This is a genomic window from [Mycobacterium] manitobense (assembly GCF_025821665.1).
GTDB lineage: Bacteria > Actinomycetota > Actinomycetes > Mycobacteriales > Mycobacteriaceae > Mycobacterium > Mycobacterium arseniciresistens.
In genome coordinates, this window is sequence record NZ_JACKSJ010000002.1 from 1 (window position 1) to 20,141 (window position 20,141).

Annotated in this window: 20 protein-coding genes and 1 pseudogene; 5 read left to right on the top strand and 16 right to left on the bottom strand. The window is 71.6% G+C overall.

The window, feature by feature from the left end:
- Together H7I41_RS00010 and H7I41_RS00015 are read left to right on the top strand one after the other, a co-directional pair.
- Positions 1-127: pseudogene (locus H7I41_RS00010) on the top strand (M23 family peptidase); the annotation flags it as partial.
- 71 nt (positions 128-198) lie between these two features.
- Positions 199-498 (top strand): hypothetical protein, encoded by a 300-nt coding sequence (locus H7I41_RS00015; protein WP_264010497.1) that lies wholly within the window; start codon positions 199-201, stop codon positions 496-498.
- 36 nt (positions 499-534) lie between these two features.
- On the opposite strand, the gene H7I41_RS00020 is transcribed toward H7I41_RS00015, so the two are convergent.
- The 6 genes from H7I41_RS00020 to H7I41_RS00045 all read right to left on the bottom strand — a co-directional run bounded on the left by H7I41_RS00020 (position 535) and on the right by H7I41_RS00045 (position 6,623).
- Positions 535-1,437 (bottom strand): tyrosine recombinase XerC, encoded by a 903-nt coding sequence (locus H7I41_RS00020; RefSeq protein ID WP_264010513.1) that lies wholly within the window; start codon positions 1,435-1,437, stop codon positions 535-537.
- Between the two features lie 43 nt (positions 1,438-1,480).
- Complete coding sequence (locus tag H7I41_RS00025; protein ID WP_264010498.1) at positions 1,481-2,641, bottom strand: lactate 2-monooxygenase; 1,161 nt, start codon at positions 2,639-2,641, stop codon at positions 1,481-1,483.
- 46 nt (positions 2,642-2,687) lie between these two features.
- On the bottom strand, positions 2,688-3,563 hold the full coding sequence (locus H7I41_RS00030; RefSeq protein ID WP_264010499.1) for a siderophore-interacting protein: 876 nt from the start codon (positions 3,561-3,563) through the stop codon (positions 2,688-2,690).
- 64 nt (positions 3,564-3,627) lie between these two features.
- Positions 3,628-4,746 carry a DNA-processing protein DprA gene (gene dprA, locus H7I41_RS00035; RefSeq protein WP_264010500.1) on the bottom strand — a complete coding sequence of 373 codons (1,119 nt, stop codon included), beginning with the start codon at positions 4,744-4,746 and terminating at the stop codon, positions 3,628-3,630.
- Positions 4,743-6,254 carry a YifB family Mg chelatase-like AAA ATPase gene (locus tag H7I41_RS00040; RefSeq protein ID WP_264010501.1) on the bottom strand — a complete coding sequence of 504 codons (1,512 nt, stop codon included), beginning with the start codon at positions 6,252-6,254 and terminating at the stop codon, positions 4,743-4,745. Before H7I41_RS00040 ends, dprA begins: the two co-directional genes overlap by 4 nt.
- On the bottom strand, positions 6,255-6,623 hold the full coding sequence (locus H7I41_RS00045) for a YraN family protein (RefSeq protein ID WP_264010502.1): 369 nt from the start codon (positions 6,621-6,623) through the stop codon (positions 6,255-6,257).
- 158 nt (positions 6,624-6,781) lie between these two features.
- Here H7I41_RS00045 and H7I41_RS00050 point away from each other — a divergent pair, with 158 nt between their 5' ends.
- Entirely contained in the window at positions 6,782-7,600 is an 819-nt protein-coding gene (locus H7I41_RS00050) for a DUF1206 domain-containing protein (RefSeq protein ID WP_264010503.1), read from the top strand.
- A gap of 89 nt (positions 7,601-7,689) precedes the next feature.
- Here the strand turns inward: H7I41_RS00050 and H7I41_RS00055 are convergent, their stop codons facing one another.
- Complete coding sequence (locus tag H7I41_RS00055; RefSeq protein ID WP_264010504.1) at positions 7,690-8,088, bottom strand: heme-binding protein; 399 nt, start codon at positions 8,086-8,088, stop codon at positions 7,690-7,692.
- Positions 8,089-8,208: 120 nt separating this feature from the next.
- Between H7I41_RS00055 and H7I41_RS00060 the strand changes: the two genes are divergently transcribed.
- Positions 8,209-10,746, top strand: a complete 2,538-nt coding sequence (locus tag H7I41_RS00060; protein ID WP_264010505.1) for an AMP-binding protein — start codon at positions 8,209-8,211, stop codon at positions 10,744-10,746.
- Here H7I41_RS00060 and H7I41_RS00065 read toward each other — a convergent pair.
- From H7I41_RS00065 to H7I41_RS00085, 5 genes are read right to left on the bottom strand one after another with little or no spacing between them, the layout of a single operon-like run.
- Positions 10,636-11,436, bottom strand: coding sequence for an acyl-CoA thioesterase (locus tag H7I41_RS00065; RefSeq protein WP_264010506.1), 801 nt, complete (start codon positions 11,434-11,436; stop codon positions 10,636-10,638). The two genes, H7I41_RS00060 and H7I41_RS00065, sit on opposite strands and share 111 nt — an antisense overlap.
- On the bottom strand, positions 11,433-12,653 hold the full coding sequence (locus H7I41_RS00070) for a CoA transferase (RefSeq protein ID WP_264010507.1): 1,221 nt from the start codon (positions 12,651-12,653) through the stop codon (positions 11,433-11,435). Before H7I41_RS00070 ends, H7I41_RS00065 begins: the two co-directional genes overlap by 4 nt.
- A 23-nt stretch (positions 12,654-12,676) precedes the next feature.
- Positions 12,677-14,797 (bottom strand): dehydrogenase E1 component subunit alpha/beta, encoded by a 2,121-nt coding sequence (locus H7I41_RS00075; protein WP_372503615.1) that lies wholly within the window; start codon positions 14,795-14,797, stop codon positions 12,677-12,679.
- A gap of 45 nt (positions 14,798-14,842) precedes the next feature.
- On the bottom strand, positions 14,843-15,745 hold the full coding sequence (locus H7I41_RS00080; protein ID WP_264010509.1) for an arginase family protein: 903 nt from the start codon (positions 15,743-15,745) through the stop codon (positions 14,843-14,845).
- 2 nt (positions 15,746-15,747) lie between these two features.
- On the bottom strand, positions 15,748-16,488 hold the full coding sequence (locus tag H7I41_RS00085) for an HAD-IIA family hydrolase (protein ID WP_276008104.1): 741 nt from the start codon (positions 16,486-16,488) through the stop codon (positions 15,748-15,750).
- Positions 16,489-16,660: 172 nt separating this feature from the next.
- On the opposite strand from H7I41_RS00085, the gene H7I41_RS00090 reads away from it, so the two are divergent.
- Positions 16,661-17,287, top strand: coding sequence for a sigma-70 family RNA polymerase sigma factor (locus H7I41_RS00090; protein WP_372503614.1), 627 nt, complete (start codon positions 16,661-16,663; stop codon positions 17,285-17,287).
- A gap of 6 nt (positions 17,288-17,293) precedes the next feature.
- Here the strand turns inward: H7I41_RS00090 and H7I41_RS00095 are convergent, their stop codons facing one another.
- The 4 genes from H7I41_RS00095 to rplS form a co-directional block, all read right to left on the bottom strand.
- A complete protein-coding gene (locus H7I41_RS00095; protein WP_207358246.1) occupies positions 17,294-17,599 on the bottom strand; it encodes a DUF2469 domain-containing protein in 306 nt (101 codons plus the stop codon).
- A gap of 40 nt (positions 17,600-17,639) precedes the next feature.
- Positions 17,640-18,377 carry a ribonuclease HII gene (locus H7I41_RS00100; protein WP_264010511.1) on the bottom strand — a complete coding sequence of 246 codons (738 nt, stop codon included), beginning with the start codon at positions 18,375-18,377 and terminating at the stop codon, positions 17,640-17,642.
- A 41-nt stretch (positions 18,378-18,418) separates the two neighbouring features.
- Positions 18,419-19,222, bottom strand: coding sequence for a signal peptidase I (gene lepB / locus H7I41_RS00105; protein ID WP_264010515.1), 804 nt, complete (start codon positions 19,220-19,222; stop codon positions 18,419-18,421).
- 99 nt (positions 19,223-19,321) lie between these two features.
- On the bottom strand, positions 19,322-19,663 hold the full coding sequence (gene rplS, locus H7I41_RS00110) for a 50S ribosomal protein L19 (RefSeq protein WP_264010512.1): 342 nt from the start codon (positions 19,661-19,663) through the stop codon (positions 19,322-19,324).
- Positions 19,664-20,141: the final 478 nt, after the last annotated feature.

Genomic DNA, 20,141 nt, shown 5'->3' on the forward strand with positions numbered 1-20,141 from the left:
GGGCTGCCCGGCCGCGGCGTGCCTGCACTGGGGCGCGATGTGGGGTCCGGCCGCGCGCGCCGACTACGTCGATCCGCTCGGGCTGCTGGCGGGCACGGCGATCCGCCTCAAGCCGGTCGCCGGCTGACCTCCCCCGGCGAGCGGGAGCGCCGGGCGGGGCCCAGCCCTCCCACGTGACGACCGATAAAATCGGCGATCATGACGGAGCACGAGGCCGACATCGATCTGCCCATCGAATACCTCCCCGACGACGAGGGCTTCCGGTGGTTGACGATCGACTCCCCGACCGCCGACATGACGGGCTGGCGGGTCGAAGTGGGAGACGACGCACCGTGGCTGATCTTCCGCAGCATGAAACCCGACGAGAGCTACCGCGAGGTTCGCGAATTCCAGCGGGTGTCGTTCTCGGTCATCGGCGAGCGGTGGAGCGCTCCGGTCAACTGGGGCGAGCTCGTGGTGCGGTGGATGCCGCCGGACGCCGTCGAACAGTCGGCCTAGGCGACCCGGCGCCGCTTCCATCGGACCGAGTGCGGATCACGCCCGTGGATGCGCCTGGTCGTGCACCGCACGCAGCCGCGCGACGGTGACGTGCGTGTAGAGCTGCGTCGTGGCCAGCGTGGAGTGGCCGAGCAGCTCCTGCACGATGCGCAGGTCGGCGCCGCCCTCCAGCAGATGCGTTGCCGCACTGTGCCGTAGGCCGTGCGGGCCGATGTCGGGTGCGCCGTCCACCGCCGCGACGGTCTGGTGCACGACCGTGCGCGCCTGCCGCTGGTCGAGCCGCTTGCCGCGGGCGCCGAGCAGCAGGGCGGGCCCGGAGTCGGCAGTGGCCAGTGCGGGCCTGCCGTCGGCCAGCCACGACGAGAGCGCCAGCTGGGCGGGCTCCCCGAACGGCACCGTCCGTTGCTTGTCGCCCTTGCCGAGCACCCGCAGCAGCCGTCGCGAGGTATCGACGTCGTCGACGTCAAGGCCGCACAGCTCGCTGACCCGGATCCCGGTCGCATACAGCATCTCGACGATCAACCGGTCCCGCAGGGCGAGCGGATCATTCTGTTGCGCACCGGAAGTGGCGGCCGCCATGGCGTCGAGCGCCTGGTCCTGGCGCAGCACCGACGGCAGCGTGCGACGGGCCTTGGGCAGCTGCAGCCGGGTGGCCGGATCGGTGGCGAGCAGGCCGCGCCGCAGAGCCCACGCGGTGAACGTCTTGACCGCCGACGTCCGCCGGGCCAGCGTGGTGCGGGCCGCGCCGCCGCCGGCCTGCTCGGCGAGCCACGACCGCAGCACGGGCAGGCTCAGCCCGGCGACACCGGCGCCGGGCAGCCGCCGGTCGAGGAAGGCGAACAGCGATCGCAGGTCGCCGCGGTAGGCGCGGCGGGTGTGCGCCGAGCGCCCGCACTGCAGTTCGAGGTACTCGTCGAACTGGTCGAGGACCTCGTCGATCGTGGCCGTCACGCCCCTACCGTCGCAGAGCGCCCGCGGGTGTCTAGCCGACGCGCCGCAGTGTGTCCGGAGTGAGATCGGCCAGCGTCGGATAGCCGTCGACGGCCATCGTCAGGTCCGCCTCGGCCAGCAGTGACCGCAGCACGTGCACGACGCCGTCCACCCCGCCGAGCGCCAGGCCGTAGGCGTAGGGCCTGCCGACGCCGACCGCGGTGGCCCCCAGCGCCAGCGCCTTGACGATGTCGGCGCCGCTGCGGATGCCCGAGTCGAACAGCACCGGCAGCCCGTCGGCCGCGGCGACGACGTCGGGCAGGCAGTCGATGGCGGCCAGGCCGCCGTTGGCCTGCCTGCCGCCGTGGTTGGAGCAGTAGATGGCGTCGACGCCGCCGTCCTTGGCGCGCCGGGCGTCGTCGGGATGGCAGATGCCCTTGACGATCAGCGGCAGATCGGTCAGCGAGCGCAGCCAGGGCAGGTCGTCCCAGGTCACCGGGTTGCCGAACAGCGACACCCAGTGCAGCACGGCGGCCTGGGGATTCTCCTCGGGCGTCTGCGCCAGGGCGGCGCGGAACACCGGGTCGCTGGTGTAGTTGGCGAGGCACTTCCCGCGCAGCTGCGGGAAGTTCGACGTGGACAGGTCGCGGGGCCGCCAGCCCGGCACCCAGGTGTCGAGGGTGACGATGATGCCCCTGTAGCCGGCGGCCTCGGCCCGGTGCACCAGGCTGGCGGCCAGGTCGCGGTCGGTCGGGCAGTACAGCTGGAAGAAGCCCGGGGTGTCGCCGAATTCGGCGGCCACGTCCTCGAGCGGGTCCTCGGTCAGCGTCGAGACGACCATCGGAACGCCGGTGCGCGCCGCGGCCTTGGCGGTGGCCACGTCGCCGTGGCCGCCCTGGGCGCAGATGCCGATCACGCCGATCGGCGCCATGAAGACCGGGGACGGCAGGTCGAGTCCGAACAGGTTGAGCGACAGGTCGCGTTCGCGGGTCGCGCGGAACATCCGCGGCATCAGTCCCCAGTTGTCGAACGCGGTGCGGTTGAGGCGCTGGGTGCGTTCGTCGCCGGCGCCGCCCGCGACGTAGGAGTACACCGACGGCGGCATCGCGGCTTCGGCCTTGGCCTCCCAGTCCGCGAACGTCATCGGCATCGTCGGCAGGACGCCGGACAGGCCCTGCAGGTAGATCTCGAACTGGTAGTTACCGAAGGTCATGGCGGCCAGCGTGCCAGCCGGTGTGGGCTTGCGGCCAGCCCGGGTGTCAGCCGGCCTCGGCCTTGGCGAGTTCGGCCTTCCACTGCCGGAAGGTCTCCTCGGTGCGCCCGCGCCGCCAGTACCCGGAGATCGACGACGCCCACTTCGCGTCGATTCCGCGCTCCTTGCGGATGTAGGCCCGCAGGTTGTGCATCACGGCCTGCGCCTCGCCGTGGATGAACACCTGCACCTGGCCCGGCAGCCAGAGCGTCTCCTTCACCGCGGCGATCAGCGGCGCATGGTCACCCGCCCTCTCCTCGGGCACCAGGTCGGCCCGGCCACCCCGGTAGACCCAGATGACGAACACCCCCTCGGGCGCGGTGAGCTCGATCTGATCGTCCGGGCCTGCGACCTCGATGTAAGCCCGCCCGACGGCGTCGTCGGGCAACGCCTCGAGAGCCGCGCCGATCGCCGGCAGCGCCGCCTCGTCGCCGGCGAACAGGTACCAGTCGGCCTCCGGGTCCGGTGAGAACGCCCCGCTCGGCCCCATCAGGTACGCCGGCTGGCCGGGCTCGGCCGCGGCCGCCCACGGACCCGCCACGCCGTGTTCGCCGTGCACGACGAAGTCGATGGTGATCTCGCCGCGCTCGGCGTCGACCCGCCGCACGGTGTAGGTCCGCACGGTGGGCTGCTGCTCGGGAGGCAGCGCGGAGAAGCTGTCCAACGTCAGTGGGGTCTCCAGCGCCGACACGTCGACGCCGGGCGGCGGGAAGACGAGCTTGACGTAGGAGTCGGTGTTCTCGCTGGGCGTGAACGTGCCGAAGCCGCCGCTGTTCCCATTTCGGCCATCGGTGTTGTTGCCGCCCAACACCACTCGGACCATGTGCGGTGCCAGCTGTTCGCTGCTCACCACCTCGAAGGTGTGTATCGGCCGTCCAGCCACTGAGTTCCTCCACTACGTCTTGCAGTCGCCTCGACTATACGAGCGCGCCCGTCCCGGCGGCCCGCTACCGAGGGCGGACCAGTTTCCAGCGGCCGTCGCACTGCGTGACCAGGCCTGCGATCTCCATCGCCGCCAGCGGGCCGATGACGCGCGGGCCGGGCAGGCCCGCCGCCACGGCGATCTCGTCGACGGTGCGGGTGCCGCGGGCCGGCAGCGCGTCGTACACCTGCCGCTGCGCCTCGTCGAGCCCGTCCAGCGGCGACATCGGCCGCTGCTCCTCGGGGGCCAGCTCGCCCATCCGGCCCACCAGTTCGACGACGTCCTCGGCCCGGGTGACCAGCTCGGCGCCGTCGCGAAGCAGCCGGTGACAGCCGACCGACACCGACGACGTGACGGGCCCCGGCACCGCACACACCGTCCGGCCGAGCGTCCGTGCCCACCCGGCGGTGCTGGCGGCGCCGCTGCGGGCGCCGGCCTCGACCACCACCGTGGCACCCGACAGCGCGGCCACCAGCCGATTGCGGGTGAGGAACCGCAGCCGGCCGGGCCGCACGCCCGGCGGGTACTCGCTGATCACCAGGCCCTCCTCGGCGATCCGCCGCAGCAGCGCGGTGTGGCCCGCCGGATAGGGCACGTCGACGCCCGCGGCCAGCACCGCGACCGTCAGCCCGTCGGATGCCAGCGCCGCCCGGTGGGCCACCCCGTCGATGCCGTAGGCGCCACCGGAGACCACGGCCACGTCGCGGGCCGCCAACCCCGCGGCGAGGTCGGCGGCGACGTGTTCCCCGTAGGCCGTGGCCGCCCTCGTACCGACCACCGCGGCGGCCCGGCCGGGCACCTCGTCCAGGCGGACCTCCCCCACCACCCACAGCACCAGCGGCGGGTGGCACTCCCGCGGCCGCGCCGATCGGCCGAACGCCGAGAAGGCGAGCGCCGGCCACTCGTCGTCGCACGCCGTCACGATGCGGCCCCCGAGCCGTTCGACCGCATCGAGATCGTCCTGTGCGCAATCGATTTCGCGGCGCGCCTCGGTGTGGAACGCCAACCGTTCGCCGACTGCGCCGCAGCGGACGCGGTCGGCCGCCTCGCGGGCGCCGACGCGGGTGACGACTTCGGCGAGCTCGGGACACGGCGGCTCGGCCACCCGCGACAGGTAGGCCCAGGCGCGAGCGTCGGCGTTCATCGCGCACCGCCGAACTGGCGAAAGCCCAGCGCCGTGGTGACATCGTCGATCTCCGGAGAGGCGCGGCCGGCGAGATCGGCCAGCGTCCACGCGACCCGCAGCGTGCGGTCCATCCCCCGGATGGACAACCGGCCGCTGTCGACGGCGGTGCGCAGCGGTTTCATCGCCTGCGGGGACAACCGGAACCTGCGGCGCAGCAGCGCGCCGCTGACCTCGGCGTTGGTGCGGATTCCGTGCGGTCGCCACCGGGCCTCGGCCGCGGCACGGGCGGCGGCCACGCGCGCCCGCACCTCGCCGGTGGGTTCACCGTCCTCGGCGGCGAACGCCCCGCTACGGGCCGAGTGCATCTGCACCCGCAGGTCCACCCGGTCCATCAGCGGGCCGGACAACCTGCCCAGGTAGCGGCGCTTCTCGGCACTGCCGCACATGCAGTCCCGCGGGTCGATCGGTGCGCACGGACACGGATTGGCGGCCATCACCAGCTGGAACCGCGCGGGGTAGCGCGCCACCCCGTCGCGCCGTGCGAGCCGGATCTCACCGTCCTCCAGTGGAGTTCGCATCGCCTCCAGCACGCTGAGACCGATCTCGGCACACTCATCGAGGAACAGCACCCCTCGATGCGCCCGGCTCACCGCACCCGGGCGGGCCATTCCCGTCCCGCCGCCCACCAGTGCCGCCACGCTCGACGTGTGGTGCGGCGCCACGAACGGCGGGCGGGTGATCAGGGGCGCGCTGCCCGACAGCAGGCCTGCCACCGAGTGGATCGCCGTGACCTCGAGCGACTCCTCGTGCGACAGCGGCGGCAGCAGTCCCGGAAGCCGTTGCGCCAGCATGGTTTTGCCCACCCCCGGCGGCCCGGTCAACATCAGGTGGTGGGCGCCCGCCGCGGCCACCTCGACGGCGTAGCGGGCCTCCGTCTGGCCGACCACGTCGGCGAGGTCGACCGTCTCCTCGGGCGGCGCGGGCGGCGCGCAGATCCGTTCGGCGAGCGGCGCCTTGCCCGCAAGCCACGCCTGCAGCTGCCCCAGGGTGCGGGCGCCGAGCACGTCGATGCCGTCGATGAGGCTGGCCTCGGCGAGATTGTCCACCGGCACCACCACCGTCGGCCAGCCTTCCCGCTTGGCCGCCAGCACCGCGGGCAGCACGCCCTTGATGGCCCTCACCCGGCCGTCGAGCGCGAGTTCGCCCAGCAGCACCGCCTTCTCCAGCCGCGGCCACTCCTTCTTCGAGTGCGCCGACAGCACCGCGGAGGCCAGCGCGATGTCGTAGACCGATCCCATCTTCGGCAGGGTGGCCGGTGAGAGGGCGAGCGTCAGGCGCCTCATCGGCCACTCGTAGCCGCAGTTGGTGATCGCCGCGCGCACCCGGTCGCGCGACTCCTGCAGCGCCGCGTCGGGCAACCCCACCAGGTGCACGCCGGGCAGACCGTTGGCGATGTCGGCCTCGATCTCGACGATGTGGCCGTCCAGGCCGCGGACCGCCACCGAGAACGCCCGGCCCACCGCCATCTACCCCACCCCCTGCACGTGGGTGATCTCCGGCACCGGGCAGCGTCCGATGCGCACCCCGATGACATCGAGCCGCACCGACGCCCAGCTGTCGGTCTGACCTGCCAGCCAGATCCCCGCCAACCGCCGCAGCCGGTGCACCTTCTGCGGGGTGACCGCCTGGGCCACCCCACCGAACCGATCCGATGTCCGCGTCTTGACTTCGACGAACACCACCGCCCGCGCCGCCGGGTCGGTGGCGATGACGTCGAGTTCGCCGTAGCGGCAACGCCAGTTGCGGGCCAGCACCCGCAGCCCGAGCGATGTGAGGTGCTCGACGGCGAGCTTCTCGCCGAGTGCGCCGATCTCGGCGCGTGTCCACGTGGTCATGGCCGCAACGCTGGTCCGGCGCACCGACAGGAGACCGGAGTCCATCCCCAGCCACGGGTTTGTCCACATTGCCTGCAGGACCGGGTTTCGCAAGCGTTAAAAACGGGGTATACCGGCGCGTCACATCCACTCGATCTGCGAAGTCGCAGGAGGTCCACATGAGTGCCAGACCGACCCAGGGCGTGGTCGACAGGGCCACCGACAGCGACGCTTTCGAATACGCGGCGCGCGCCGGCTTCGCCATCAGCGGGGTGCTGCACCTACTCGTCGGCTACATCATCCTGCGCATCGCATTCGGATCCGGCGGCAACGCCGACCAGTCCGGCGCGCTCGCCACGATCGGCAACCAGACCGGCGGCAAGATCATGCTGTGGATCGCGGTCGTCGGACTGGTCGCGCTCGGCTTGTGGCGGCTGGCCGAAGCGGTGATCGGCTCGAAGCCCGGTGAGAGCTCCGGCCGGGGACAGGACGACTCGCCCGCCTGGAAGCGGGGCAAGGCCGTGGCGCTGGCGATCGTCAACTTCGCGATCGCGTTCTCGGCGGCGCGCTTCGCCACGGGCAGCGGCCAGTCCAGCGGCCAGCAGAACTCCGGCATCTCGGCTCAGCTGATGCAGTCGGGCTGGGGCAAGCTGCTTCTCGTCGCGGTCGGCCTCGGCGTGATCGGCGTCGGCGGTTACCACGTCTACAAGGGCGTGACGAAGAAGTTCTTCAAGGATCTCCGGGTGTCCGGCGGCAGCGGAGTCAAGGCCGTCGGCATCGCCGGCTACGTGGCCAAGGGCCTCGTGCTCGCCGGCGCGGGCATCCTGGTCATCGTGGCGACCCTGCAGGCCGATCCGGCCAAGGCCTCCGGACTGGACGCCGCGGTCAAGGCCCTCGGCGAGGCGCCGTTCGGCAAGTTCCTCCTCATGGCCGCGGCGATCGGTATCGCCGCGTTCGGCGCCTACAGCTTCGTGCGGGCGCGCTACGGGCGGATGTAGAACACCCACCGACGCGCCGAACGTGCGCTCAGTGCGAGATCCCGGCCCGGATGTCGCAGTGAGCGCACGTTCGGCGTTTCAGCGGAGGATCAGTCCTCCAGCGCGTCGAACAGCGTGGCCAGCTGGCTCGGGGTGACCGCCGTCCCGCACCGGTTCCGCAGGTCGGTCAGCGGCCGGGCGATGTTCTGCAGGTCGAAGTACTCGTTCGGATGGCCCTCGAAGTATCCCCGCACGTTGCGCTCGGCGTCGGCGGCCGGCTGATTGACCGCGGCGGTCAGCACGTCGTTCGCGCCCGGGTGGGCGGCCAGGTAGCCGCCCGCGGCGTTGAGCACACCGCTGGCGGTGGTGGCGTAGCCGCTGGCGCTGCACGGGTCGGGCTGGGCGCTCGCCGTCGGGAGTGCGATGGTGGCGGCCGCGGCACCGCCGAGCAGGCAGGCGGCGAACGCGCCGCCGATTCCACGGCGCACGGTGGTTGCTGGGGATGTCATGTCGTGTCGTTCCTCGTGTCGTCGGGCCGGGCCCGGCCTTCGGACCCGCTGGTCAATTACCCGCCCGACGCACGCTCAACCGCACCGCGGCGTTTGCCGGACAGCGGTAGGTTCGAGCAGGTGAGCCTAACCGAACGTCTGCTCGCCCACGGCGACGACACCGCGGTGCTGACCTCGGCGCACAGGCTGAGCTACCGCGACCTCGCCGACCGGGTGGGCGCCGCCGCGCGCACGCTCGGACCCGACCGCAGACTCGTGCTCCTCGAGACCAGCAACGACGTACACACCCTCGTGCACCATCTCGGCGCGCTGGCCGCCGGTCACGTCGTCCTCCCGGTGCCCGCGGGGCGCGACCACTCGGCGATCCTGCACACCTACGACCCCGACGTGGTGGTCACCGCGGACGGTGTGCACCACCGCCGCGACGGCAGCCGCCACGACCTGCACGCCGACCTCGCGGTGCTGCTGTCGACGTCGGGCAGCACCGGTTCGCCCAAGCTGGTCCGGCTCTCCCGCCGCAATCTGACCGCCAACGCCGCCGCCATCGCCGACTATCTCGACATCCGCCGAACCGACCGCGCCGCAACGACTCTGCCGATGTCGTACTGCTACGGCCTCTCGGTGGTGCACAGCCATCTGCTGCGCGGCGCCGGGCTGATCCTCACCGAGCGGTCGGTGGTCGACGACGACTTCTGGCAGCTGTTCCGCCGGCACCGCGGGACGACGTTCCCCGGGGTGCCCTACACCTTCGAACTGCTGGACCGCATCGGGTTCGATTCGATGGACCTGCCCGACCTGCGCTACCTCACCCAGGCCGGCGGCCGGCTGCCGCCCGAGCGGGTGCGCCGCTACGCCGCGCTGGCCGCCGACCGCGGCTGGCAGCTGTTCGTGATGTACGGCGCCACCGAAGCGACCGCCCGGATGGCATATCTGCCAGCGCATCTCGCGGCGACGCGGCCCACCTCGATCGGCGTGCCGATCCCCGGCGGATCGTTCTCCATCGAGCCCACCGACGGCTGGCCCGACGGCACCGGCGAGCTGGTGTACCGCGGCGCCAACGTCATGATGGGTTACGCGCACAGCCCGGCCGACCTCGCGCTCGCGCCGGGCGGCGACACGCTGCGCACGGGCGACATCGCCCGCCGCACCGCCGACGGCCTCTACGAGGTGATCGGCCGCCGCAGCCGGTTCGTCAAGGTCTACGGTCTGCGCATCGACCTGCAGGCCGTCGAGTCCGCGCTCGCCGAGCGCGGGGTGAGCGCGTTGTGCACCGATCTCGACGACGGCCTGGCCGTCGCGGCGACCGGCCCGACGGACGGCGCAGCGTTACGGCGCCTCACCGCCGAGGTCGCAGGCGTGCCCGCCGACACGGTGCACGCGGCGACCGTGCCGGAACTCCCGCTGCTGGCGTCGGGCAAGCCCGACTACCCGGCCGTGCGGGCTCTGGCCGGCCGTCCAGTCGATCCGCCCGACACGTCCGACCTGCGTTCCATCTTCGCCGACGTGCTGCAGATCGAGCCCGCGGCCGTCACGCCGGAGCGGAGCTTCGTCGACCTCGGCGGCAATTCGCTGTCCTACGTGACGATGTCGGTGCGCCTCGAGCGGGCGCTCGGAAGGCTGCCCGCCGACTGGCAGCGCCTCCCGGTGCGCGACCTCGAGCCGGCCGGCCGGCCGGCCCGGCGACGCTGGGGCGCGACGCTGGAGACCAGTGTGGCGTTGCGCGCCGTCGCGATCGTGCTGATCGTCGGCTCGCACGCCGGGTTGTTCGAACTGTGGGGCGGGGCGCACCTGCTGCTCGGAGTGGCCGGCTACAACGTCGGCCGGTTCTGCCTGACACCGCTGCCGCGCCGCGAACGGCTGCGCCACCTGCGGACCACCATCGCCTGGATCGCCGTCCCGTCGGTGCTGTGGGTGGCGCTGACACTGCTGTTCAGCGACCACTATCACGCGTCGAACCTGTTGCTGGCCAACAAGTTCCTCGGCCCGCACGACAGCATGACCGCGGGCCGGCTGTGGTTCGTCGAGGTGCTGGTGTGGATCCTGGTCGGGGTCGCGCTGCTGTGCGCGTCGACCGCCTTCGACGGGTGGGAACGGCGGTACCCGTTCGCGGTCGCCGCGGTGCTCCTGGGGTTCGGCACCGCGCTGCGCTACGACGTGCTCGGCCTCGACCTCGGCCGGAACGCCTGGTTCACGGTGCTGGCCTTCTGGTTCTTCGCGGCAGGCTGGGCCGCGGCGAAGGCGACGACGGTGTGGCAGCGCCTCGCCGTGACGTGCGTGGTGGCCGTCGGCCTGATCGGCTACTTCGGCGACCCGCTGCGGGAAGTGATGGTGCTGACCGGTTTCGCGTTGCTGATCTGGCTGCCTGCGATCCGCTGCCCGGCGGGCCTGACCGTGGTGGCCGGCGTGGTCGCCGAGGCGTCGCTGTACACCTATCTCACCCACTACCAGGTCTATCCGCTAGTCGACGGCCATCCCGCCGTCGGCGTCGTCGCCGCGGTCGCGGTGGGTGTGGCGCTCACCCAGGCGGTGACGATGCTGCGCAGGCGGCTACTCCCGGTTCGCGATCAGCCCCTCCTGCACCAGCGTGGCGGCGACGACGCCGTCGTCGCTGACCAGGCTGGCGGTGATCACGGCGCGGCCCCGCGCCGCGGCGGGTGAGGTCGATTCGAGCAGGTTCCAGTGATCGGCGCGCACCGGTTGGTGGAACCACACCGAGGAGTCCGTGGTGCCGCTGCGGTGCGTGCGGGCCTGCATGGAGTGGCCGTGCGCCTGCAGCGCCGGATCGATCATGTACAGGTCGGTGACGTAGACGGCGACCAGGGTGTGGGTGAGCGGGTCGTCGGGCAGGTCGACGGTGGCGCGCCACCACATCCGCCGCACGAACAGGCCATCCGAGCGTTCGTCGGCGATGCGGATGTCGAGTTCGTCCAGCGGCAGCGACGGCGCGGGCCCCGGCGGCCCGGTCTGCGGCAGGGTGTCCGGATGGGCGGGCATCGCGGATCGCCGCCCGTGCTCGGGTCCGGCGATGGGGGCGGCGAACGACACGGTGGCGGTGGTGAGCAGGCGACTCCCCTGCTGCGAGTCGACCCGGCGTGCGGCGGCGGTGCGGCCGTCGAACACCGGCGTGACGGTGTAGTCCACCGGGTCGCCTGCCTCGCCGCCGCGCAGGAACTGCAGATGCATGTTGGTCGGCGGGCGGTCGGCGTCGACGGTGCGCGCCGCGGCCGCGAGGCTCTGCGCGGCGAACTGTCCGCCGAATGACCGCTTGCCCGCCGGGCCGCTGGCCGCGCCCGTCCAGCCGCCGTCCTGCGCCGGCTGCACGTCGAGCAGGCTGAGCAGCCGGCTCATTCGGAACCCGTTGCCACGACGCCGCTTCCGACGAGACGGCCGACGTCGCCGGCGCCCAGGCCCAGCCAGTCGGACAGCACCGCGGCGGTGTCGTCGCCCAGCGCGGGCGCCGCGACGGCCGGCGGGTAGACACCGCCGATCGCCATCGGCAGCCCCGGCGCCAGATACTCACCGATCCGCGGCTGGTCGAGGCGGGTGAACAATGGGTTGTCTGTCACCCGGTCGTCGGTGGCGACGTCGGCGAAGCTGCGGTAGCGCTCCCACAGCACCGACGTCGTGGTCAGGGCAGCGGCGATCTCGTCGGCGGTGTGTTCGGTGAACCAGACGGTGAACAGCCCGGTCAGCGCATCGCGGTGGCGGTACCGTTCGCCTTCGTCGGTGAAGTCCGCGCCGAGCGCCTGGCCCAGTGCGGCAACGGCTTTGGCGGTGCCGGTGGTCTCGGTGAGGTCGCGGAAGTGCCGGTTGGTGAGCGCGACGACCATGAACGCGGCGCCGTCGCTGCTGGTGAAGTTCTGCCCGTAGGTGCCGAAGAGCGAGTTGCCGATCCGCTGTCGCTGCGCGCCGTTGACCATCACCTCGGTCAGGAAGCTCAGGTTGCCCGCGGTGGCGAGGGCGACGTTGTCGAGCGGGATGGCGATCCGCGCGCCGGTGCCGGTGGCGTCGCGGTGCCGCAGCGCCGTCGACACCGCGAGCGCGGTGTACAGCCCGCAGGTGACGTCCCAGGCGGGCAGCACGTGGTTGACCGGCGTGGCCAGCTGCGCCGGACCGGTCACCAGCGGGAAGCCGACCGAGGCGTTGACCGTGTAGTCCACCCCGGTCCCGCCGTCGGCGCGCCCCGACACCTCGACGTGCACGATGTCGGGCCGGCGCGCCACCAGCGTGTCGTACGAGTGCCATTGCCGGCCGGCCACATTCGTGATGAAGACGCCGGCGTCGGCGATGAGCCGGGTGACGAGGTCCTGCCCCTCGGGTGAGCGCAGGTCGGCCGCGACGGACCGCTTGCCCTTGTTCAGCCCGGCCCAGTAGATGCTGTCCCCGGTGTCGGTCACCGGCCAGCGGCGGTAGTCGGCCGCGCCGCCGATCGGGTCGACGCGGATCACCTCGGCGCCGAGCTGCGCGAGCGTCATCCCGGCCAGCGGCACCGCGACGAAGCTCGAGATCTCGACGATCCGGACGCCGGCCAGCGGGCGCGTCGGGTCGGGAGCGGGTTCGGCCATCCGCTCAAGCTAGCAAGCGGCTGTCAGAGCTTCGTCACGGTGAGCACCGCCGACTCGATGGTGTCCTCCGAGAGCAGCACCTGCAGTGCCGCATCGCCGAGCGGGATGAAGCTGTCCTCGCCCGCGACGCGGGCCAGCCGGCCGGTGTAGCCGTGGGCGAGCAGGGTGGCGAGCAGTCCTTCGCCGACGCCGCCGGTGGTCCTGGTCTCGTCGACGACGAGCACCCGGCCGGTGGCGCGCGCCTCGCGCAGCATGTCCTCCACGGGCAGCGGCGCCAGCCAGCGCAGGTCGACGACGCGGATGCCGATGCCGGCACGCTCCAGACGGCGCGCCACCCGCAGACTCATCCGCACGCCGTTGCCGAACGTCAGGATCGTCAGGTCGGCGCCGTCGCCGTGGGTGCGGGCACGCCCGATCGGCGCGACCTCGTCCGGGTAGCGCGCCAGCCACTGCTCGTCGCCGTCCTGGTGCAGGTCACGGGTGTGATAGAGCGCAATCGGCTCGAGGTAGACGCACACGGTGCCCGCGGCGTCGGCGGCTGCGGCGCAGGCGTGCAGCATCGCCGCGGCGTCGTCGGGCCGCGACGGGGAGGCGATCACCACGCCGGGGATGTCGCGGATCGCGGCGATCGAGTTGTCGTTGTGGAAGTGGCCGCCGAACCCCTTCTGGTAGCCGTATCCGGCGATCCGCACGATCATCGGGTTGCGGTACTGCCGGTCGGAGAAGAACTGCAGTGTCGCGCCCTCGCCGCGGATCTGGTCGGCGGCGTTGTGCAAATACGCCAGGTACTGGATCTCCGGGATGGGCAGCAGCCCCGACATGCCCGCGCCGAGCGCCAGCCCGAGGATGGCCTGCTCGTCGAGCAGGGTGTCGAACACGCGGGCCCGCCCGGCCGCGTTCTGCAGTCCGCGGGTCACCCCGTACACGCCGCCCTTGCGGGCGACGTCCTCCCCGAACACCAGTGCCCCGGGCCTGCGTTCGAGGATCTCGCGCAGTGCTCGGTTGATCGACTGGGCGAGGGTCAGCGGCTCCCCGCCCCTGCCCGCCACGGGCACAACCAATTCCGTGCGCGCCGACGCCGCCACCGCCTCGGCCATCGTATCGCGCAGCGGCCTCACCACCTCGGCTCTCGTCAGGAGTTGCGGCAGCCCGACGACCTCGCGCGCCGCGGTGAGCACCTCGGCACGGACGGCCTCGTAGCGGTCGATCACCTGCTCGGGCGTCAGCACACCCGCGGCGACGAGGTGGGCGGCCGTGCCGAGCACGGGGTCCCGGTCGAAGTCGGCCATGATCTCGTCGGGCCTGCGGTAGGCGGGCTCGTAATCCGAACCCGCGTGCCCCATCAGCCGGACGGTGCGCAGGTGGAGGAAGGCCGGCCTGCGGTGGCTGCGCACGTACTCGGCGGCCGCCTGTGCCACGTCGAACGTCTCGGCCGGGTCGGCGCCGTCCGCCGCGAAATACGTCAGTCCGGCGCGGTTTTCATAGGTCCTGGCCACCCAGCCGCGCGGTGTCGGGGTGCTGATCCCGATGCCGTTGTCCTCGCAGACCAGCAGCAGGGGCATCGGCAGACCCTGGTAGGCGGAGTGCATCGCGGTGTTGATGGCGCCCACCGCGGTGGAGTGGTTCACCGAGGCGTCGCCGAAGCTGCACACCGCCAGCGCGTCGTCGGGCCAGGCGCCGGTGACGCGGAGCTTGCGGGCCCGGGCGATGGAGAACGCCACGCCGACGGCGCGCGGCAGGTGCGAGGCGATGGTCGACGTCTGCGGGATCACGTTGAGGCCGTGGCTGCCGAAGACCTTGTGCCGTCCCCCGGAGATGGGTTCCGCGGCCGCGGCGACCAGTCCGAGCAGCACGTCGCGCACGGCCCTCGCCATGCCGTCGACACCGCCGGCCTGGCCGGCCCGCGCCAGGAAGAAGCCACCGGACCGGTAGTGCAGCAAGGCGGGATCGGTGACGCGAAGGGCGGCGGCCACCGCCGCGTTGCCCTCGTGCCCGGACGAGCCGATCGTGTAGTAGCCCTTGCCTTCTGAGCGCAACTCGCGCGCGGCGATGTCGAGGTGGCGGCTGCGGAGCTGGGCGTCGAAGACGTCGAGGGCCAGCGGTGCGGTGAGCCTTATTTCGTCACGAGGGGTGCCTGCAGTCATCGCTGGCACGGCCGCGAGGAAGTTCGTGTCGATGGACTCGGCCATTCACGCCGTCCCGGTTACGGCGGGCAGGACGTCGCGGGCGAATTCGACGATGCGCGCCGCGTCGGCGCCGTCGGGGTCCTGGTCGGGGTCGTAGATCGCGAGGCTGGCACCCACACACCCGCCGGCCTCGGCCATCGCCAGGATCAGCGCGGTGAGCTGCCGCCACGTCAGTCCGCCGGGTTCGTCGGGGACGCCGGGCAGCCCCTGCGCGGGGAACTCGACGGGGTCGAGGACGTCGAGATCGATGTGGAGCCACCAATTCTCAGCCGGCAGCGCGGCCAGCGCACGGCGCCCGGTCTGCGGCGGGTCGGCGGCGACGTCGGCCAGCGGCGCCAGCCACACCCCGCAGTCGGCCAGTGTGCCGACGTTGAACTGCCTGCGCCACGACTCGTCGCGGGGTCCGAGCACCGCCAGCCGGTCCCGCTGCAGCGCGGGCAGCCGTTGCGCCAACGGGCCTTGCAGGAGTCGGCCGGTGATGCCGAGCAGCAGACCGATCTCGGTATTGGCGGCCTCGCCGTCCTCGGACACGTCCAGCGGCATGGTGTCCTCGTGGCCGTCGACGAACACCAGTGCGGTGTCACCCGCGTGGTCGCGAAGGCCGGTGACGACGCCGAGGAGCATGGCGCAGTCTCCGCCGAACACGATCGGGAACCGGCCTGCGGTGACCGCGGCGCCCACCCGTTCGTTGAGCCCGTCGGTCATCGCCAGCAGGGCGGGCTCGTTGATCAGGCCGTTGGGGCCGCGGGCGGATTCGGCTGTGGGCAGCGCGATGTCGTCGTCGCCGACCACGCCACCGACGGCTCCGGCGAGGCCGGCGGCACGCAGGGCCGCCGCGGCGCGCGCCTGGTTGCCTGCGCGTCCGTAGCCGTCGAACGGCACACCGATCAGCTCGACGGTCGTCATCGTCAGATGAGCTCGATGGCCTCGGCGATCGACGGCAGCACCCGGCTGGGCCGGAACGGGTACCGCTCGATGTCGGCCTGCGTCGTGGAGCCGGTGAGCACCAGGATGGTCTCCAGCCCCGCCTCGATCCCCGCCACCACGTCGGTGTCCATCCGGTCGCCCACCATCACGGTGCTCTCCGAATGCGCCTCGATCCGGTTGAGCGCACTGCGGAACATCATCGGGTTCGGCTTGCCCACGAAGTACGGCTCCCGACCGGTCGCCTTGGTGATCATCGCCGCCACCGAACCCGTCGCAGGTAGCGGGCCCTCGGCCGACGGCCCGCTGACGTCGGGATTGGTCGCGATGAACCGGGAGCCGTTCAGGATCAGCCGGACCGCCTTGGTGATCGCCTCGAACGAGTAGGTCCGCGTCTCGCCGAGTACGACGAAGTCGGGGTCGACGTCGGTGAGGGTGTAGCCGGCCTCGTGCAGCGCGGTGGTCAGGCCTGCCTCGCCAATGACGTAGGCGGACCCACCGGGCAGCTGGTCGGCGAGGAATGTCGCGGTGGCCAGCGCTGACGTCCAGATCGAGTCCTCCGGCACCGTCAGCCCCGACCGCGACAACCGGGCCGCCAGGTCGCGCGGGGTGAAGATCGAGTTGTTGGTCAGGACCAGGAACGGTCGTTCGAGTTCGGTCAGTCGCATCAGGAACTCGGCGGCGCCCGGCAGGGCATGCTCCTCGCGGACCAGGACGCCGTCCATGTCGGTGAGCCAGCACTTCGGTGTGTCACGCACCCGTTCAGTGTGTCAGCCGTGGCAAGTGCCCGCTGCGAGGTAGTGCTAACCCCCACCAGGCTGTGAGGCCAGCAGCATTCCGGCCGCACCCCGGTGGCCATAGCGTCATTCCCGTACCGACTCGAAAGGGATGACGGACATGGTTGCCACGGAAATGATTGCCGGAGAACGAATTCTGCGCTCGTGCGGTCCGACCGCCATCGACGCGGAGCTGGCCGCCCGATTCGAGCGGGACGCACTGCCCTACGTCGACCAGCTGTACCGGGGCGCACTGCGCCACACCCGCAGCCGGGTCGACGCCGAGGACCTCGTGCAGGAGACGATGATGAAGGCCTACGTCGGCTTCGCCACCTTCCGCGAGGGCAGCAACCTGCGGGCCTGGCTGTTCCGCATCATGAGCAACGCCTGGATCGGCGCCTACCGGACATCCCAGCGCCGGCCCGACGAGTTCCTCACCGACGAGCTGACCGACGCCCAGTTCTACGCCACGGCGGCGACGCGGCCGTCGGCCGAACTGGAGGCCCTTGCGGCGATGACCGACGACAACGTCCGGGCCGCACTCGACGCACTGCCGGAGGGCCAGCGGCTCGCGGTGTACTACGCCGACGTCGAGGGCCTCAAATACCAGGAGATCGCCGACATCATCGCCGTGCCGCTGGGCACCGTGATGTCGAGGGTGCACCGCGGCAGGCGGCAGCTTCGCCGACTGCTCACCGACGTCGCCGCGGAACGCGGCTACCTGGCGCCGGTCGCCGTCGCGTCCTGAACCGCCTCACTCCGGCAGCCGGAGCTCCGGCTTCTCGACCTCTTCGATGTTGACGTCCTTGAAGGTGATCACCCGCACCTGTTTGACGAACCGCGCGGGCCGGTACATGTCCCACACCCAGGCGTCGGAGAGCCGCAGCTCGAAGTACACCTCGCCGTTGGCGTTGCGGGGCACCATCTCGACGCTGTTGGCCAGGTAGAACCGCCGTTCGGTCTCCACGACATAGCTGAACTGACCGACGATGTCCTTGTATTCGCGGTACAGCGAGAGCTCCATCTCGGTTTCGTACTTCTCGAGATCCTCGGCACTCATGGGCTGCGCTGTCCTTCTGCTCGGTTCATGTCATCTTTCCTCACCCGACGTCGCCCCGCTGCTCCGGCTCCTGATCCAGCGCGTCCAATACTCCGCCGGGGGCGTCGCGCACCACCACCTCGGTGCGGCTACCCGCGCGTCGCACGTTCACAAACGAGTACCGGTGCTCGGGACACGGCCCCAGGTCGGCCAGCGCCGCGGTGTGCGTCGGCGTGCAGTAGCCCTTGTGCAGCGCGAACCCGTAGCCGGGATGCTCGTCCTCCATGGCAACCATCAGCCGGTCCCGGCTCACCTTCGCCAGCACGCTCGCCGCCGCGATACACGCCGCCGCCGCGTCACCGCCGATGACCGGCAGGGACGGCATGGGCAGCCCCGGAACCCGGAACCCGTCGGACAGCACGTACCCCGGCCGCACCGGCAGGCCGGCCACCGCACGGCGCATCCCCTCGATGTTGGCGACGTGCACGCCGCGGCGGTCGACCTCGGTCGAGGAGATGAACACCACGTGATAGGCCAGGGCGTAGCGGCGGATCAGCGGAAACAGCCGCTCACGCTCCTTCTCGCCCAGCTTCTTGGAGTCGTCGAGGGCGGCCAGGCTCTCCAGCCGGTTCGGGCCGAGCACACACGCCGCGACGACCAGCGGACCGGCGCAGGCACCGCGGCCCACCTCGTCCACACCCGCGACGGGGCCGAGCCCACCGCGGTACAGCGCCGATTCGAGGGTGCGCAGTCCGGCGGACTTCCGCATCACCGCCCGGGGCGGCCAGGTCGCCGGCACGCTCAGCCTCCGCATCTCGCGCCGCGGCTCGATCGCCGCCGCTAGGAATCCGTCTGGGGGTTCACCGAGCCGACGCCACCCCACCGCGACGGCGGCCACGCGATGAACCGCGCCTTGCCGATCACATTGTCCACTGGCACGGTGCCCGCCGTCGGGTCGCCCGTGCACAGCAGCCCGCGCTGCGCGTCGGCGGGCTGGTTGCTGCAGTGCGCCCGGGAATCGGCGGAGTGGGTGCGGTTGTCGCCCATCACCCACACCCTGCCGGCCGGCACGGTGACCGGGCCGAACTCATTGCCCAGGCACGGGTAGATGGCGGGATCGGCCATCATGGTCTGCGGGTCGAGGTACGGCTCGTCGAGCCGCTTGCCGTTGACCGTCAGCCCGGTCGCGGCACGGCACTCCACCGTCTGCCCACCGGTCGCGATCACACGTTTGACCAGATCGTTCTCGTCGGGCGGCACGAAGCCGACGAACGAAAGCGCATTCTGCACCAATCGGATCGCGGCGTTGTCCGACCGGATCGACTTGTAGCCGATGTTCCAGTTCGGCGGGCCCTTGAACACGACGACGTCACCGGGTTCGGGCTGGGTGAACCGGTAGGTCAGCTTGTCGACCATGATGCGGTCACCCACACAGCCTGGACATCCGTGCAGCGTCGGCTCCATGGACTCCGACGGGATCAGGTAGGGCCGCGCGACGAACGTGAGCATCACGTAGTACAGAACCAGCGCGATGGAGACGAGGATCGCACCCTCGCGCAGCGCACCGCGCTTACGGTCCGGCTTGTCCTGCTCGCGATCCGGCTCTCGGTCCGGTCCCGCTTCGTCGACGGTGTCCTCGGCCATCCCGTCGGCTGGTGTGTCGGCGGGGTCGCTGGATCGGGTCACCAGGTCAGACTAGCCAGCGTGGCGTGCCGACCGTCGGAACGACCACAGCGCGGCAAGTCAGCGCTTTTCCTTGATCTTCGCCTTCTTGCCACGCAGTTCGCGCAGGTAGTACAGCTTGGCCCGGCGGACGTCACCGCGGGTCACCACGTCGACGTGGTCGACGTTGGGCGAGTGCACCGGGAAGGTGCGCTCGACGCCGACGCCGTAGCTCTCCTTGCGGACGGTGAAGGTCTCGCGGATGCCACCACCCTGCCGGCGGATGACCACACCCTTGAAGACCTGGATGCGCTCCTTGGACCCCTCGATGACCTTCACGTGGACATTGATGGTGTCGCCGGGGCCGAAAGCCGGGATGTCGTCGCGCAGCGACGTCTGGTCGACGAAGTCCAGCGTGTTCATCGGTGACACTTCCTTGTTTGTTCGCGGCGTCGGGGCAGGCTGTCGCAGTGCGGCGCGCCACCGTGCCGGGGTGTTCCGGGCGTTTCGAGGTGTATCACGCAGCACACGGACGTACCGGCCGCTGCGGACAACTGCTCAATTGTGCCAGACGGGCACCGTTGCAGCGAAATCGCCGTGTCCACCGGCGGCGACCGGCCGGGGCCGGACGGGCGGGCGTGCCCCCCACCGAGCCGTTAGGCTGGAATCACCGGCCAGGGCAACGGTGCGACCGCCGGTTCCGATGACTCCCGAAAGTATGCCGAGGAGAGATATGCGACGGCCGTGCAGGGTCGTGACGGCCGGCGCAGCCCTGCTGGCCGCGGCGCTCGCGATCTCCGGGTGCGAGGCGCGCGTGTACGGCACGCCGCCGCCTCCGGCCGAAGCCCCGCACCTGACGGTGGTGGCGCCGGAGGGCAGCTTGGCCCCGCTGCCGATCGCG

Coding starts and splice junctions, on each gene's coding strand:
- H7I41_RS00015 (WP_264010497.1), top strand. CDS start 199: ATGACGGAGCACGAGGCCGACATCGATCTGCCCATCGAATACCTCCCC.
- H7I41_RS00025 (WP_264010498.1), bottom strand. CDS start 2,641: ATGACCTTCGGTAACTACCAGTTCGAGATCTACCTGCAGGGCCTGTCC.
- dprA (WP_264010500.1), bottom strand. CDS start 4,746: ATGAACGCCGACGCTCGCGCCTGGGCCTACCTGTCGCGGGTGGCCGAG.
- H7I41_RS00040 (WP_264010501.1), bottom strand. CDS start 6,254: ATGGCGGTGGGCCGGGCGTTCTCGGTGGCGGTCCGCGGCCTGGACGGC.
- H7I41_RS00045 (WP_264010502.1), bottom strand. CDS start 6,623: ATGACCACGTGGACACGCGCCGAGATCGGCGCACTCGGCGAGAAGCTC.
- H7I41_RS00050 (WP_264010503.1), top strand. CDS start 6,782: ATGAGTGCCAGACCGACCCAGGGCGTGGTCGACAGGGCCACCGACAGC.
- H7I41_RS00055 (WP_264010504.1), bottom strand. CDS start 8,088: ATGACATCCCCAGCAACCACCGTGCGCCGTGGAATCGGCGGCGCGTTC.
- H7I41_RS00065 (WP_264010506.1), bottom strand. CDS start 11,436: ATGAGCCGGCTGCTCAGCCTGCTCGACGTGCAGCCGGCGCAGGACGGC.
- H7I41_RS00070 (WP_264010507.1), bottom strand. CDS start 12,653: ATGGCCGAACCCGCTCCCGACCCGACGCGCCCGCTGGCCGGCGTCCGG.
- H7I41_RS00075 (WP_372503615.1), bottom strand. CDS start 14,797: ATGACTGCAGGCACCCCTCGTGACGAAATAAGGCTCACCGCACCGCTG.
- H7I41_RS00080 (WP_264010509.1), bottom strand. CDS start 15,745: ATGACGACCGTCGAGCTGATCGGTGTGCCGTTCGACGGCTACGGACGC.
- H7I41_RS00085 (WP_276008104.1), bottom strand. CDS start 16,488: ATGGACGGCGTCCTGGTCCGCGAGGAGCATGCCCTGCCGGGCGCCGCC.
- H7I41_RS00090 (WP_372503614.1), top strand. CDS start 16,661: ATGGTTGCCACGGAAATGATTGCCGGAGAACGAATTCTGCGCTCGTGC.
- H7I41_RS00095 (WP_207358246.1), bottom strand. CDS start 17,599: ATGAGTGCCGAGGATCTCGAGAAGTACGAAACCGAGATGGAGCTCTCG.
- lepB (WP_264010515.1), bottom strand. CDS start 19,222: ATGGCCGAGGACACCGTCGACGAAGCGGGACCGGACCGAGAGCCGGAT.
- rplS (WP_264010512.1), bottom strand. CDS start 19,663: ATGAACACGCTGGACTTCGTCGACCAGACGTCGCTGCGCGACGACATC.